Below are 15007 nucleotides of genomic sequence, written 5' to 3' on the forward strand. Positions count from 1 at the left end.
ACCAAGCTTTCTTCTTGTAATACTATTTGAAAGAAGAAAAATCAGTTTGATAAACCAAAGGAGATGACGATACTTCTCGATCGTTTATCTCCTTAAAATAAACTGTTATTCATATTGATTTTTATGAAATAAATTAAGCCTTACGGTGAATAGCACTGTACCTGCTTTTCAAAACTTTTAACCACCAAACACAAATTAATTACTTTCGTGAAGGTTCGATCGTTTTCCAAAGTGGCGCAGCGGAAAACTACGCAGTAAACCCGAGCCTTTAGCGAGCTCACCGCAGGTAATTTATTTTAGGATCTGTTTTAATGTTGCTCCTGATATTGGAAAAAAGAAATTGATAATTTTAGCGGTTCGTGAGGACACGAACCACGGCGGCGGGGATTATTTATATCTCGTGTCTGCCCTTCGACTCCGCTCAGGGTGACAAAACATGAGGAAATTCCGTGTGTTCTGTGTCTCCGTGGCTACCAATAAAACGTGTATACTGCGATTTGTTTATAATCTTTGGTAAAACCTATGCGTAAAACTTAATGTACGTTTTAACGATGAGCCAGATGGCAAAAAAGATGATGACCACACCTGCGATTTTATTGAGTTTCTTCAGTGCATCTTCTTTTATTTTATAACGGAGTTTACTCGAATAGAAACTCTTTGCACCATCTATGCTCAATTGGGTGGCCATGGCAATAAAAAAGCAGACGAGTTTTTCGTTCAGCATGTTGTTCAATTTAACCGAGATGATCCCGCTTACAATAATCCAGAACATTAAGGTAGAGGGGGTGAGGATGCACATTAAAAATCCTTTTATCACATAACCCCGCTTACTTACTTTTTGAAGCGTTGAACTATTATAGTGCACGGTTATTTTAGAAACCAGGTAATATATACCTACGGCTAACAAAAATAGGCCCCCAATGGTGCCTACATATTTATCAAATTCTGCTTTATAATCGAAAAACTGGCTCCCAAAAAGGACTAATCCAATTAAGATCACATCACTAATAATTACGCCAACAGCTAAAGAAAACCCAGCTTTGAAGCCCCTCTCTATGCTGGTTTTGATCATTGCAAAAAATACCGGCCCTGTTAAAAACGACGAAATAATCCCTGCTCCTATACCTAGTAATATGGCTTCAAACATGCATTGTATTGTTTATAATATGCGAATATGCAATTTTATACCTAAACATATAACATTTATTTTTGTTGCATAGGTTGCATAAAATTTACTGGTTTTCATTTTTTTTTATTTATGTTTAGAGCCACTAAAACTAGATTTAAAAAATGAGTTCAGAACAAACACAAACCAAATGGGGGCAATTTATTCCTTTGGTTACGGTATTCTTTTTTTGGGGCTTTGTAGCCGCCAGTAATGACATTTTAATACCGGTATTTAAAAAAGCTTTTGATTTATCGCAAGCCGAAAGTCAATTGGTTTCATTGGCATTTTATATTGCTTATACAGTGGGTGCTTTAATTTATAACGGTATTTCTGTTATAATAGGACAAGATATTGTAAACAAACTGGGTTATAAAAATTCGCTTGCGCTTGGCCTGGTTATTTCTGCACTTGGAACCTTATTGTTTTATCCAGCTGCAAACCTCCACTCGTTCCCTTTAATGCTTTCGGGTTTGTTTATCGTAGCCTTGGGTTTTTCATTACAACAAACAGTGGCGAATCCATTGGCAATTGCATTAGGTCCGATTACAACCGGCTCGCAACGTTTAACGTTGGCTGGCGGTATCAATAACTTTGGTACTACAATCGGCCCGCTAATTGTGAGTTTTGCTATTTTCGGTTCTGCAGCAAATGCATCTACCAATATCAGTGTAGAAAGTGTTAAAATTCCATATTTAATTTTGGGCGTTGCTTTTATTGCCGTTGCTATTTTCTTGAAAATGTCATCGTTGCCTGATCGACCTGCTTTGGTGGAAGCCTCGGTTGATGATACTAAATCGATTAAGGGATCTGCTTTGCAATATCCGCAATTGGTTTTAGGGATGATTGCTATTTTTGTTTACGTAGGCGTTGAGGTTTCTACCGCAAGTAACCTGCCTGCTTACATGGAGAAAGATTTAGGCTTTGCTATTAAAGATATTGCCCCTTATATTTCATTATATTGGGCAAGTATGATGATTGGACGTTGGACAGGTGCTGTTGAAGCTTTTACTGATAATATCAGCACACAAAAAGTATTACGTTTTATTGCACCATATTTAGCTTTTGGTATTTTCTTAGCTGTAAACGCTATAGCAAAACATGATCTTGCTCCATTTTATGTATACGGTTTAATTATATTGGTATTAATTGCTGCTGATATGGCGAGTAAAGGTAATCCAGCCAGAATGTTATTGATTTTTTCGGCAATTGGTATTACTGCACTATTAATCGGAATGTTTACTAAAGGAATGGTAAGTGTTTATGCCATTACCAGTGTAGGCTTATTCTGTAGCACTTTATGGCCTTGTATTTTTACCCTGGCAGTAAGCGGTTTAGGTAAACACACCAGTCAGGGAAGTAGCTTCTTAATTATGATGATTATGGGCGGTGGTATTATTAGCTGGGCACAAGGTGCAGTATCAGAATTTACAGGTATTCAATACAGCTATGTTGTAGGAATTATCTGTTTTGCCTACCTGGCATTTTATGCCTGGAGAGTAAGTGGAATTTTAAGATCGCAGGGAATTTCTTTCGATAAGAAACTTTCTGGCGGACATTAATTTTTAATAAAGTAATTTTGCAGCCACAGAGATTTATTTCTTTGTGGCTTTTTTAATTTTTATAATGGCAGATAAACCAAGCTTCGATTCGATATTTATGAACCTTGCCACCGATTTGGCAGCCCGTTCGCATTGCGTACGTGCCCATGTAGGGGCAGTTTTAACAAAGGATACCCGTATTATTTCTATCGGTTATAATGGTCCACCGGCTGGTACGCACAATTGCGACGAGGAATGGCCAGAGCATGGCTGTGCACGCGATAGTAAGGGGAGTTGTTCTTTGGCCTTACACGCTGAAGAAAATGCGATTCTGTACGCTTCTAAAAACGGATCGAAGATAGAAGGTTGTACTTTATATACCACCTTGTCGCCTTGTATTGCCTGTGCCCGGTTAATTTTATCATCAGGAATTAAATTGGTTTATTATTCGAAATCGTATGCGGCTTACAAAGGTTTGCCCAGCGATGAAGGAGTAGACTTTTTACGGAAATTTGGGGTTGAGGTGGTTTTGATGGAATCGTAGAGGTTTAGTGGTTCATTTGTCATTAGTTCATTGGTGACTGCAAGTTGTACATCAGCTCATTAAAGTTTATATCTAAAACATAACTTAGTTTCATCTTGACAACTTGACAAGTTTTGTTTATATTTGATTATAAATATTTAACTATGAAAACAATGTCAGTTGGAGAATTTAAAGCTCACTTTTCTGAAGTGCTTGAAGATGTTAAAGCAGGTATTGGTATTGCCGTAACTTATGGAAGAAAAAAAGAGATTATTGGCTATTTTCTTCCAGAATCAGGTAAAAGTAAAACTAAAAGAAAATTGGGTCCTTTGGAAGGTAAGGCTAAAGTGATTTTTAACGACGATTTTGCAATGACAGACGAAGAGCTACTAGGGCTATGATTTACTTGTTGGATACACCTGTGTTTTTGTGGACGATAATTGATCCGAAAAGGCTTTCGGAAAAGGCAATTTCTATAATTGAAAATAACGAAAATACAATTTTTATAAGTGCCATTAGTCTTTGGGAAATATCACTTAAATATGCACTTGGTAAACTCAATCTCATCGGTTTAGAACCTAATGAATTGATGAGGCAAGCAAAAGATTTGGGTTTTGACTTAATGCCAGTTTCGCCAGAATCAGCAGCAAGTCATTATAAGTTAAATGCCACTTGGCATAGAGACCCTTTTGATAGGATGTTAATATGGCAAGCTATTCAAAAAGATATAACCCTAATCAGCAAAGACGAAAACATTAATAAATACCAATCGGCAGGTTTAAAGGTGGTTTGGTAATTATAGTTCATTTGTGATGAGTTCATAGGTAACGACCAGTTACATAGAAATTAATTATTTAATCGGTTAATCGACTTCGGGCTCCGGACTACCGACTCCGGACTGTAATATGGTTAATCGGTTAATTGTTTCAATCGGTTAATCGCCACCAAACGCCTCGCGCTAAACGCTTATCGCCATGCCCTCTGCTCAAAACTCTCCGCACACTACTAAAAATCTCAAATCTGCGACCTCAAATCTCATATCTAATTGGTACCTTTGCGGATGCAAGAAAAAATCATTATCGTCGATTTTGGTTCGCAATTTACACAACTCATCGCTCGTAGGGTTCGCGAACTAAATATTTACTGTGAAATATATCCATATAATAATCTTCCTGAGGTTACGCCTGATGTAAAAGGAGTTATATTTTCGGGTAGTCCTTACTCTGTTCGCCAGGAAGATGCACCTCAGATCGATTTATCGAAATACCATTTAAAATATCCATTATTGGCTGTTTGTTATGGTGCACAATATATTGCCCAACATTCGGGTGGTGCAGTTCAGCCATCTTCAACACGCGAATATGGCCGCGCTAATTTGAATTTTGTAAACCAGGAAAATAAATTATTTAAAGGGATCAACATCGATTCTCAAGTTTGGATGAGCCATGGCGATACCATTACCGATATTCCTGAAAACTTTGAGTTGATTGCCAGTACCGATAGCGTAAAAGTGGCTGCTTACCATATTAAAGATTCAGATACTTATGCCATTCAGTTTCACCCTGAGGTAACGCACAGTATTGATGGAAAAATCCTTTTAGAAAACTTCTTGGTTGATATTTGCGGATGCAGCCAGGACTGGACTTCTACTGCTTTTGTTGAAACTACAATTGCCGATATTAAAGCTACTGTAGGTAACGATAAAGTTGTTTTGGCACTTTCAGGTGGTGTTGATAGTAGTGTTGCTGCGGTACTTTTGCATAAAGCCATTGGCACAAACCTACACTGTATATTTGTTGATAACGGTTTATTGCGTAAAAATGAATATGAAAGTGTTTTAGAGCAATACAAAGATTTCGGACTAAACATTAAAGGCGTTGATGCAAAAGACAAATTCTTGGGCCAGTTGGCCGGCGTAGAAGATCCCGAAACAAAACGTAAGATTATCGGCCGTGTATTCATCGAAGTTTTCGACGAAGAATCTCACCTGATCCAGGATGTAAAGTGGTTGGCCCAAGGTACAATTTACCCTGATATTATTGAATCGGTTTCGGTTAAAGGGCCGTCGGCAACCATTAAATCGCACCATAATGTAGGCGGCTTGCCTGATTTTATGAAACTTAAAGTTGTAGAGCCACTTAAAACTTTGTTTAAGGATGAAGTTAGAAGAGTAGGTACCACTTTAGGGTTAGAATCGTTTATTTTAGGCCGTCACCCATTTCCGGGCCCAGGCTTAGGTATCCGCATTATCGGAGAAGTTACGCCAGAAAAAGTAGCCATTTTACAAGATGCCGATAAAATTTATATCGACAATTTAAAAGAAGCAGGTCTTTACGATAAAGTATGGCAGGCAGGTGCTATTTTCTTACCTGTAAGATCTGTAGGGGTAATGGGCGATGAGCGTACTTACGAAAATGTAATTGCCTTAAGAGCAGTTGAATCACTTGATGGGATGACTGCAGATTGGTGCCATTTACCTTACCCGGTATTGGCTAAAATCTCAAACGAAATCATCAATAAAGTTAAAGGGATCAATAGAGTGGTATACGATATCAGCTCTAAACCACCTGCAACTATCGAGTGGGAATAATTCAGTTATAGTTTTCAGTTTGGAGTTTTCAGTCCAAACTGCATAAATAAATGTTATGCTAGCAAGGTGGAATAAACTTTGCTAGCATATTTTGTTAAAAATGATAGGTATGAATTTTAAGAGGGTTTATTGGTTGCTGGTTTTGTTTACGGTAGTTTTGGGCGCTTGTTCGCCTAAAATCAGGACACCCAAGCCCGAAACGAGCAAACCGGTTGAAAAAGAAAAGCCAGCAGAGAAAAAGCCTATCAAAAAGTTTTCGCAGGCAAGTGTTTCCCTGCTTGTTCCTTTTAAACTTAATGAGCTGAATTTAAAAACAGCCACAAAGGCCGATATCGAGAAATATGCCATGCCTATCGATTTTTATCAGGGCTTTAAATTGGGATTGGATTCTGCCGCTGCCCAGGGTTTAAATTTTAAACTCAATGTTTTTGATACGCAGGATGATAATGCACATATATCAGGCTTGTACAAAAATGAACGTTTTAAACAAAGCAATTTAATTATTGGCCCTGTTTTTCCAGATGGATTAAAGTTCATCTCCAATTATGCCAAAGAAAATAATGCAATCATTGTATCTCCTTTGGCCGCTTCCGAACCTGCTGAATTTAATAATCCAAATCTCGTGTCTATTGTAAATAATATTGCTTTACACGGGAAAAAGATAGCCACATACATTGCTAAAAGCTATAATCCTGCCAATACGATAGTGGTATTAATTAACCCTAAGAAAACAGAAGACGAGCAATTTGCAGCACCGATCAGGAACTATTTTCAAACCAATACTAAGTTTGTGCTACAGGAGTATGCTTCGGCTTATGCTTTTGAAACAAAAATGATCAAAGGCAAAGAATATGCCGTGGTGCTTACCTCATCCGACCGGACTTTTGTATTGCCAACAGTAGAAAAACTATATAAATTAAAGCATCTACCTACAGGTGGTTACAGTATTAATCTATTTGGTCATCCTAATTGGGTAAAGCAGAATTATCCTACCGATAAGTTACAAGATTTAAATACCATTATCAGTTCTTCTTATAAAATAGACTACAAAAGCAGTGCAGTCGTTGCCTTTATTAAAAAATACCGCTACAGGTATGGATTTGAGCCTGGAGAATACGCTTTTAAGGGCTTTGATGTTGGCTACTACTTTGGTAAACTGTTATCTGCTTACGGCGAAGATTATAGAGCGTATTTAGTAAAAGATAAATATAAAGGCCTCCATAATAACTTTTCATTTATCCATGATGAAAAATTAGGCTATATTAACACCAGTCTAATGCTACTGAAGTTTAAAAACTTTGCGTTAAACATAGTTGAGTAATTCCATAATTTTTTCTTCCATTTTATTATTGCATGAGAGCAGATCATCAGTTAAGAGCCTTTGAACAGATTTTGAGTAATTATGATGGAAGTTTGCCCTTGCATCGTTTTCTGCCCACCTATTTTAAGCAGCATAAGCAAATGGGGTCATCCGATAGGAGATGGGCTACACGTCATATTTACAGCTTTTTTAGATTAGGTAAGGCTTTAGCTACACTTCCACAGGAAGAACGTTTGAGCATTGCCGATTTCTTGTGCCACGATACGCTTAGCCTAATTGTAGAGAAAAATCTGCCGGAATTAAAGGAAAGTATTACACTGCCGCTGGAAGAAAAAATATCCATCATTAAAACCAGGTATCCGGATTTTGATTTGCAGGACGTATATCCGTTTCACGCAAATTTATCTGATGGATTAGATCGGGAAGCATTTTGCACCTCATTCTTCAAACAGCCGGATCTGTTTATCAGGGTGGCAGCAGAAGAATCTGCAGCTATTATTGCAAAATTAGCAGATGAAAACATTGCGGTTAAAGCGATTTCTGAAACTGCTCTGGCTTTGCCTAACGGAACTAAGCTCGAAACCGTTTTAAGAGAAGGTAGCTATCAGGTTCAGGATTTATCTTCTCAGCATACGGGCAATTATTTTAAACCAAACAAATGGGATAAATGGTGGGATTGCTGTGCAGCATCTGGTGGGAAAACACTTCTGTTACATAGTTTGGAGCCTGTGATCGAGCTTTTGGTTTCTGATCTGAGAGAAAGTGTACTCTTAAATTTAGATGAACGTTTCCGCTTAGCCGGGATCAAGAAATACCATAAAAAGGAACTGGATCTTTTACAGAATAACGATCAGGTTTTACACCATTATCAGTTTGATGGGATCATTTTAGATGCGCCCTGCACAGGTTCCGGAACATGGGGCAGAACACCTGAAATGCTTACATTTTTCGCGGAACGGAAAATCAGTCAATTTGCCAGTATACAGAAGGGAATTGTCCAAAATATTGTAAAATATTTAAAGCCGGGTAAGCCCTTGATTTACATTACCTGCTCTGCCTTTGCCGAAGAAAACGAAGCCATTATTCAGCATATGATTGATACTTTGCCATTAGAACTGGAAAAAATGGAGCTGGTTAAAGGCTATGAAAACAATGCCGATACGATGTTTGTAGCGAGATTGATTAAGCGCCAAGATTAGAAGATTTTGGGATTTCAGGATCGGGGTGTTTAAACTAAGTTCGATTAATTTTTCTTCGAAATACCGTCATTTCGAGCGAACCCGATAGCTATCGGGTGCAACGCAGTCGAGAACCCGAAGGCTCAGCGAAGCTAGATCTAACTCGATAGATCTCTCCATTTCGCTGCGCTTCAGTCGAGATGACGACCCACTCTACGTATGTTCAAACCAGGATCTGAAATTCTTTTTGAAGTATTTTACCGCTTCGATTAAAACGGCTATTGCTCCAATAATTAGGGTATATTCTTCAAAGCTGTTCATGATGTAAGCTTTATGTTTAGATGAATATACGCAATTATTGTTACAGATTGATTGGAGGATTGTCATTTAATAATGTGATCGTCATTTCGACCGTAGTGTTCCAAAGGAACTCCTTCAGAGGAGAAATCTTCAAACTTAAAGATTTCGCCATTTCGCTACCAATGAAGAATTGGTAGGCTTCAGTCGAAATGACGATCTAGCTGGACCTGCTAAAGCCCCGTATTATTTCTGAACAATTTAATGGCAATAGCCAATAAAATTACTCCAAAGGCTTTACGTAGGATGTTCAAGCCCGATTTTCCGAAAAGTTTTTCCAGTCTGTTGGTATTTTTCAATACAAAGTAAACAAACAACATATTGAGTATAATGCCCACTAAAATATTCTGGGTATGGTATTCTGTTTTAAGCGAAAGTAGGGTAGTCATTGTTCCAGCTCCGGCAATTAAAGGGAAGGCCAATGGAACGATGGAGACTGTTTCTGGCGCTTCTTCTTTAAAAATCGTTAATCCCAGTACCATTTCCATGGCTATAAAAAAGATCACGAAAGAACCCGCAATGGCAAAAGATTCTACATCTAATCCAATTACTTTCAATAAGGATTCTCCAACAAATAAAAAGAGGATCATTAATCCGGTAGCCACAAGCGATGCTTTTTCTGATTCGATATGACCAGCTTTTCTACGCAGTTCGATCACAACGGGAATAGCCCCCAAAATATCGATAATAGCAAAGAGCACCATCGTTGTCGATAGGATCTGGCTTAAGTTGAACGTCATAAAATCGAATTTCATAGCAGCGCAATTTTAAGCAAAGGTAGCGGAATTTGTATCAATTCCCCTATTGTACTGTTATTTATTAGAAATAGAACTGTGTTCTTAAAGTAAGCACATTGTCTTTTCTGTCAGCTGTATAGCCTTGAATTTGGGTCGATTCGTTTTTAATGATATCATAATAAAGCACCGCTTTAAAATGTGGATTAAAGTGGTGTAAAAAACCAAAGCCAAAAGTATCAAAACGAACATCCGCTGGCGAAAGTCCCTGGGCGCTGGAAATATCAAGCCCTTTTACCTTCGAATTTGGATCGTACCAATCGTATTTTAAGATAATTTGATTGTCGGTACTATTTAAGGTTTGTATAAAAGTAAGATAAGCACCATTAAAGGTTCTGGTGTAATAGGGTAAGGCTATCGATTTGCTATCAACAGGGTAGGAGCCAGGCGTGGTTGATGTTGTTGAGGTAGCTGTTTGCAAACCTGATACCACTTCGGCCCTTAATTCAGATTTCCAGCTCTTGGTTTTTGTGGCCAATTGAATATCTGCACCATAATATCTCCGTGGAGCAACCTTATTAATTGTTGAAGCGGATGAGTCCTTAACCATTCTCCATTGATCGTTGTTTCTATCCATTTTATAGCTTACGGGCAACCGATGATTTAAACCGCCTTGTAACGTACTGATACCGCCCGCAATGGTAAAATTTTTAAAAGCATAGGTTTTATGGCTTAACCTGAAGATAAAATCCTTGCTGTTGTCAAATTCTCCGCTACCAGCTAAGCCCTGTCCGTTGTAAATACCAAAATCGAATACAAAATTTTTCAATCGGGCATCTTTCCAGCGCGGGTTTAAGGTAAAGGTAACCCCCAGATCACGTTCTGTTTTCATTAAAATCTGCGACATTCGGCCACGCTCAGGCGCTTCCCTTACTGAAGAAGATAATTGTAGCTCATTCCCAAACGGACGACCAGAAAGACCTAAAGTAACCGCCAATATTTTCCATTTATTTTCGTAGTAACGTCCCCAGAAATCCCGAATGGCTACACCCTGCTCCGTACCATCAAACTGAAGTACAAAATAAGTAGAAGGACTGCCATCATCGGTTAACATCATATAATCTGCTCTTAAACGCCCTCTTCTTAACCTAAACCTGTTGTTTGTAAACTCACCGAAGTTTCCGCCCTGATATTCTGCTTGTGCACCATTTGCCTGTGCTACCTGGAATTGAGGCTGCAGGTATCCGCTAAACGATAATGAACCATATTTCTTAGAAATAATGAGCAAATGATTTACCGTGGTAGAATCCATTACATCGTTAATCGTTCTCTGTGCATATCCTGCAGCGGAAATGAATAGCAAAGCAACAGTAAAGTATAAATAAACGATCTTAAATTTGGCAAAATAGCGGTACATGTTATCGATTTTTTGCAAAGGTAGTTTTATTAACAATTATTTAACATAAAAAAAGCCCCGACTTTTCGGTCGAGGCTTCAATTTTTTGAAAATATAACTTATTTAGCGTCTTTCAAATGAGAATTCTTTCTACTGTATCCAAAGTAAATGATAAATCCTAACGCTAACCAGCCAAATAATCTTAACCAGTTTGTCCAGCCTAAGCCAAGGATCATTAAACCACAGGCAACAACACCCAAAATTGGAATTAAAGGTACCCAAGGTGTTCTAAACTGACGAGGAAGATCCGGATCTGTTTTTCTTAAGATGATTACTGCAACACAAACCAGCATAAATGCAAATAATGTACCGATACTGGTCATATCACCCACTACATCACCTGGAATAAATGCAGCGAATAAACCTACAATTACCAAGATCACTAAGTTTGCTTTATAAGGTGTTTTAAATTTAGGGTGTAAATCGCTGAACATTTTAGGTAATAAACCATCTTTACTCATCGAATAAAATACACGGCTTTGGCCCAATAACATCACCAGGATTACAGAAGAGAAACCGGCTAAAATTGCTACGGTTACTAATTTAGATAACCACGAGTATCCAGTCATATATTCGCTAATTGCAGCTACCACAGATGCTTCACCACCTTTAGTTCTGAAAAACTCAACTGGTGCGATCCCTGTTAAAACGTGTGCGAACAATATGTATAAAACAGTACAAACTGCTAATGATCCTAAAATACCAATTGGCATTGCTGTTTTAGGATTTTTAGTTTCCTGAGCGGCAGTACTTACCGCATCAAAACCGATAAAGGCAAAGAATACTGTTCCGGCAGCGCCAATAACGCCCCAGAAACCGCCAAAACTATGGCTAATACCTGCATGATCTACATAAGTTGTAGCAGCCGGAATGTATGGGTGGTGGTTAGATTCGTTTATAAAACCCCAACCTAAAACAATAATTAAGATCACAATACCCACTTTGGTAATTACGATTAAACCGTTTACAAAAGCAGATTCTGAAGTTCCTTTAATTAAAAGTAAACTTAACAAGCCTACTATAAACAAGGCAGGAAGATTCATAATTCCATTTACGGTACCATCTGGATGCGATTGGAAAGGTGAGTGGCACCACTCATAGGGTATGGGGGAAGTATGCAGTACTTCTACCAATAGTTTATTCAGATATTCACTCCAGGCTATACCTACAGTAGCGGCACCTACAGCGTATTCTAAAACTAAATCCCATCCAATAACCCAAGCCATTAGTTCGCCCATCGTGGCATAGGTATAAGTATACGCACTACCGGAAATTGGAATAGAAGAAGAGAGCTCGGCATAACATAAGCCTGCCAAAGCACAGCCTATTGCAGCTATTATAAAACCGATTGTAACTGATGGTCCAGCATTTTGAGCGGCTGCAGCAGCAGTACGAACAAATAGCCCGGCACCAATAATAGCCCCTACACCTAATGCAACTAATGCACCTGCACTAAGTGTGCGCTTTAAGCCTTTGCCTGAATCACCTGCTTCTTCAAGCAATAGATGCATTGGCTTTTTAGTAAATAAACCCATATTATAGTTTTTGTTTAGATTAATTCAGCCCCAAACGTAATTAAAAATTACGGAAATGTAAAAGGGATTTTGGTTAAAAATCCCTTTAGCTATTATTTTATCAATGTTTTTACAACTAACGCCTTAAAGTGTCGGTGGTATTTGTTAAAGTGTCGGTAATTGTATGTCCTAAACTATCGGTTTTTTGCTCAATTCTGATTTCTTTTCGAACTTCTTGCTTATGTTCGCCGGCAATTGCCTTAACTGCGATGTATGGAGCAATAACGAGTGAAACAATAGACATTAATTTGATTAAAATGTTCATTGAAGGGCCCGAAGTATCTTTAAAAGGATCGCCTACCGTATCTCCGGTTACCGAAGCCTTATGTGGTTCTGATTTTTTGTAGTGCATTTCGCCATTAATCATTACGCCTTGTTCAAAAGATTTTTTGGCATTATCCCATGCGCCACCTGCGTTGCTTTGGAAAATCCCCATTAATACACCGGTAACGGTTACACCGGCCAATAATCCACCTAAAACTTCAGGACCAAAAGTAAACCCAATAATTATCGGCGTGATTAAAGCAATAGCGCCGGGCATCATCATCTCGCGGATAGATGCTTTGGTTGAAATGGCTACACATTTTTCGTACTCTGGTTTGGCTTTATACTCCATAATGCCAGGAATTTCCCTAAACTGGCGACGAACTTCCTGAACCATATCCATTGCCGCTTTACCCACCGCCTGGATGCAAAGGGCTGAGAAAATGAAAGGAATCATCCCGCCAACAAATAATCCTGCTAATACTGGCGCTTTATATATATCTATTGCCGTAATACCTGCAATGCCTACAAAAGCTGCAAATAATGCTAAAGAGGTTAAGGCTGCAGATGCAATGGCAAATCCTTTACCGGTAGCGGCAGTGGTATTTCCAACAGCGTCTAAATTATCGGTACGTTCGCGTACTTCTGGAGGTAACTGGCTCATTTCGGCAATACCACCCGCATTATCTGCAATTGGTCCGAAAGCATCAATGGCCAATTGCATAGCTGTAGTGGCCATCATACCTGCTGCCGCAATGGCTACACCATATAAGCCCGCAAAGTGGTACGATAACATAATCCCGCCTGCTAAAACCAAAATTGGAATAACAGTCGATTTCATTCCGACAGCTAAACCTGCAATAATATTGGTGGCATGTCCGGTTGATGATTGTTGGATAATAGAATTTACAGGGCCTTTGCCCATTGCGGTAAAATATTCGGTAACAATGCTCATAATAGTACCTACTACTAAACCAACGATAATGGCATAAAACACATTAATACTAGAGAATTCATATCCACGTAAGTTTAATGTTTCTGGCAGCATCCACTTTACGATAAAGAATGAAGCTACTGCCGTTATTACAATTGACGACCAGTTGCCTAAGTTCAGCGCATTCTGCACATTTGATTTATCATCTTTAATGGTCACGAACCAGGTACCTATAATAGAGAATAAAATTCCCAGCCCGCAAATTACCATTGGCAAAAGGATGGGAGACATGCCGCCAAATTTATCTGTTACGGTAATTTCTTGTCCTAAAACCATGGTGGCCAATATTGTAGCTACATAAGAACCGAATAAATCGGCACCCATACCTGCAACATCACCCACGTTATCGCCTACATTATCGGCAATGGTTGCAGGGTTACGTACGTCATCTTCTGGAATTCCAGCCTCAACTTTACCCACTAAATCGGCACCAACATCGGCAGCTTTGGTATAAATACCACCACCTACACGGGCAAATAAGGCAATAGATTCGGCACCCAAAGAAAATCCGGTTAAAACCTCAATAGCAGTTCTCATTTCTATACTATTGGCACTGGTTACATGAAATATCTGTAAAAAAACAATAAATAAACCGCCTAAGCCTAAAACAGCAAGACCGGCTACGCCTAAGCCCATTACGGTACCGCCGGTAAAAGAAACTTTTAATGCTTGTTTTAAACTTGTTCTGGCCGCCTGTGTGGTTCTAACATTCGCTTTTGTGGCCGATTTCATTCCGATATAACCCGCAGTTGCAGAAAATACCGCTCCTATAATAAAAGAGATAGAGATAATCCAGCTCGAATGCATGGGTACCCCTTTAATTTCGGTAATTGTACCGGAGTAAGCTAGAAGCGCGGCTGTAAAAACAGCGAAAATGCTCAATACCCTCCATTCGGCTTTTAAAAAGGCCATAGCACCGTCGGCGATATAGCCCGCAAGCTCCTGCATGTTTTTATCACCTGCATCTTGCTTGTTTACCCAGGCGCTTTTAATCATCATAACTATAATCCCGACAAGGCCTAGCGCCGGAATACAGTAAATTAAATTGTTTTGTAAAAAATCCATAGTTAATAATTGGTTTTGTATTTGGTTAGTTGTTTATGTTGTTGTGTAATTGGTTAACTGTTTAAATCGGTCAATTGTTTAATCTACTTCAAACGTTCAGCGCCAAACGCTTCTCTCCAAACTACGTACTTATATCTAGCAAGATAATAAAATATTTTTCTTGTGATTAAATTTTTCATGCGAAGTAGAATAAAATTTTGCCCAGTTAAAATAATACAAACGAAGTACTCCTATTTTCTTTTTTT

Annotated in this window: 12 protein-coding genes; 7 read left to right on the forward strand and 5 right to left on the reverse strand. The window is 38.7% G+C overall.

The features are described from left to right. Window positions 1–520: 520 nt before the first annotated feature. Window positions 521–1147, reverse strand: a complete 627-nt coding sequence (locus AC1RJ8_RS24395; RefSeq protein ID WP_492956052.1) for a LysE family translocator — start codon at window positions 1145–1147, stop codon at window positions 521–523. A gap of 143 nt (window positions 1148–1290) precedes the next feature. Here AC1RJ8_RS24395 and AC1RJ8_RS24400 point away from each other — a divergent pair, with 143 nt between their 5' ends. From AC1RJ8_RS24400 to AC1RJ8_RS24430, 7 genes are all read left to right on the forward strand, one after another. Continuing rightward, the gene (locus tag AC1RJ8_RS24400; protein WP_057932786.1) at window positions 1291–2727 is read left to right on the forward strand and encodes an MFS transporter; all 1437 of its coding nucleotides are present in this window, start codon (window positions 1291–1293) and stop codon (window positions 2725–2727) included. A gap of 64 nt (window positions 2728–2791) precedes the next feature. Further along, the gene (locus tag AC1RJ8_RS24405) at window positions 2792–3250 is read left to right on the forward strand and encodes a deoxycytidylate deaminase (RefSeq protein ID WP_029274099.1); all 459 of its coding nucleotides are present in this window, start codon (window positions 2792–2794) and stop codon (window positions 3248–3250) included. 143 nt (window positions 3251–3393) lie between these two features. Then, entirely contained in the window at window positions 3394–3630 is a 237-nt protein-coding gene (locus AC1RJ8_RS24410) for a type II toxin-antitoxin system Phd/YefM family antitoxin (protein WP_492956053.1), read from the forward strand. Then, window positions 3627–4025, forward strand: coding sequence for a type II toxin-antitoxin system VapC family toxin (locus AC1RJ8_RS24415; protein ID WP_492956054.1), 399 nt, complete (start codon window positions 3627–3629; stop codon window positions 4023–4025). The genes AC1RJ8_RS24410 and AC1RJ8_RS24415 overlap by 4 nt, the downstream gene beginning before the upstream one ends. A gap of 264 nt (window positions 4026–4289) precedes the next feature. Further along, on the forward strand, window positions 4290–5819 hold the full coding sequence (guaA, locus tag AC1RJ8_RS24420; protein WP_492956055.1) for a glutamine-hydrolyzing GMP synthase: 1530 nt from the start codon (window positions 4290–4292) through the stop codon (window positions 5817–5819). Between the two features lie 109 nt (window positions 5820–5928). Beyond that, window positions 5929–7140 (forward strand): ABC transporter substrate-binding protein, encoded by a 1212-nt coding sequence (locus AC1RJ8_RS24425; RefSeq protein WP_492956056.1) that lies wholly within the window; start codon window positions 5929–5931, stop codon window positions 7138–7140. 32 nt (window positions 7141–7172) lie between these two features. Beyond that, window positions 7173–8339: an RsmB/NOP family class I SAM-dependent RNA methyltransferase gene (locus AC1RJ8_RS24430; protein ID WP_492956057.1), complete on the forward strand. Its 1167-nt coding sequence runs from the start codon at window positions 7173–7175 to the stop codon at window positions 8337–8339. 509 nt (window positions 8340–8848) lie between these two features. Here AC1RJ8_RS24430 and AC1RJ8_RS24435 read toward each other — a convergent pair. The 4 genes from AC1RJ8_RS24435 to AC1RJ8_RS24450 all read right to left on the reverse strand — a co-directional run bounded on the left by AC1RJ8_RS24435 (window position 8849) and on the right by AC1RJ8_RS24450 (window position 14762). Further along, on the reverse strand, window positions 8849–9415 hold the full coding sequence (locus AC1RJ8_RS24435; protein ID WP_029274105.1) for a MarC family protein: 567 nt from the start codon (window positions 9413–9415) through the stop codon (window positions 8849–8851). A gap of 79 nt (window positions 9416–9494) precedes the next feature. After that, window positions 9495–10844, reverse strand: a complete 1350-nt coding sequence (locus AC1RJ8_RS24440; protein WP_492956058.1) for a porin — start codon at window positions 10842–10844, stop codon at window positions 9495–9497. Between the two features lie 80 nt (window positions 10845–10924). Continuing rightward, window positions 10925–12400, reverse strand: coding sequence for an amino acid permease (locus AC1RJ8_RS24445; protein ID WP_492956059.1), 1476 nt, complete (start codon window positions 12398–12400; stop codon window positions 10925–10927). A 115-nt stretch (window positions 12401–12515) separates the two neighbouring features. Then, on the reverse strand, window positions 12516–14762 hold the full coding sequence (locus AC1RJ8_RS24450) for a sodium-translocating pyrophosphatase (protein ID WP_492956060.1): 2247 nt from the start codon (window positions 14760–14762) through the stop codon (window positions 12516–12518). Window positions 14763–15007: the final 245 nt, after the last annotated feature.

The organism is Pedobacter sp. GW822-FHT03F06, assembly GCF_058801365.1.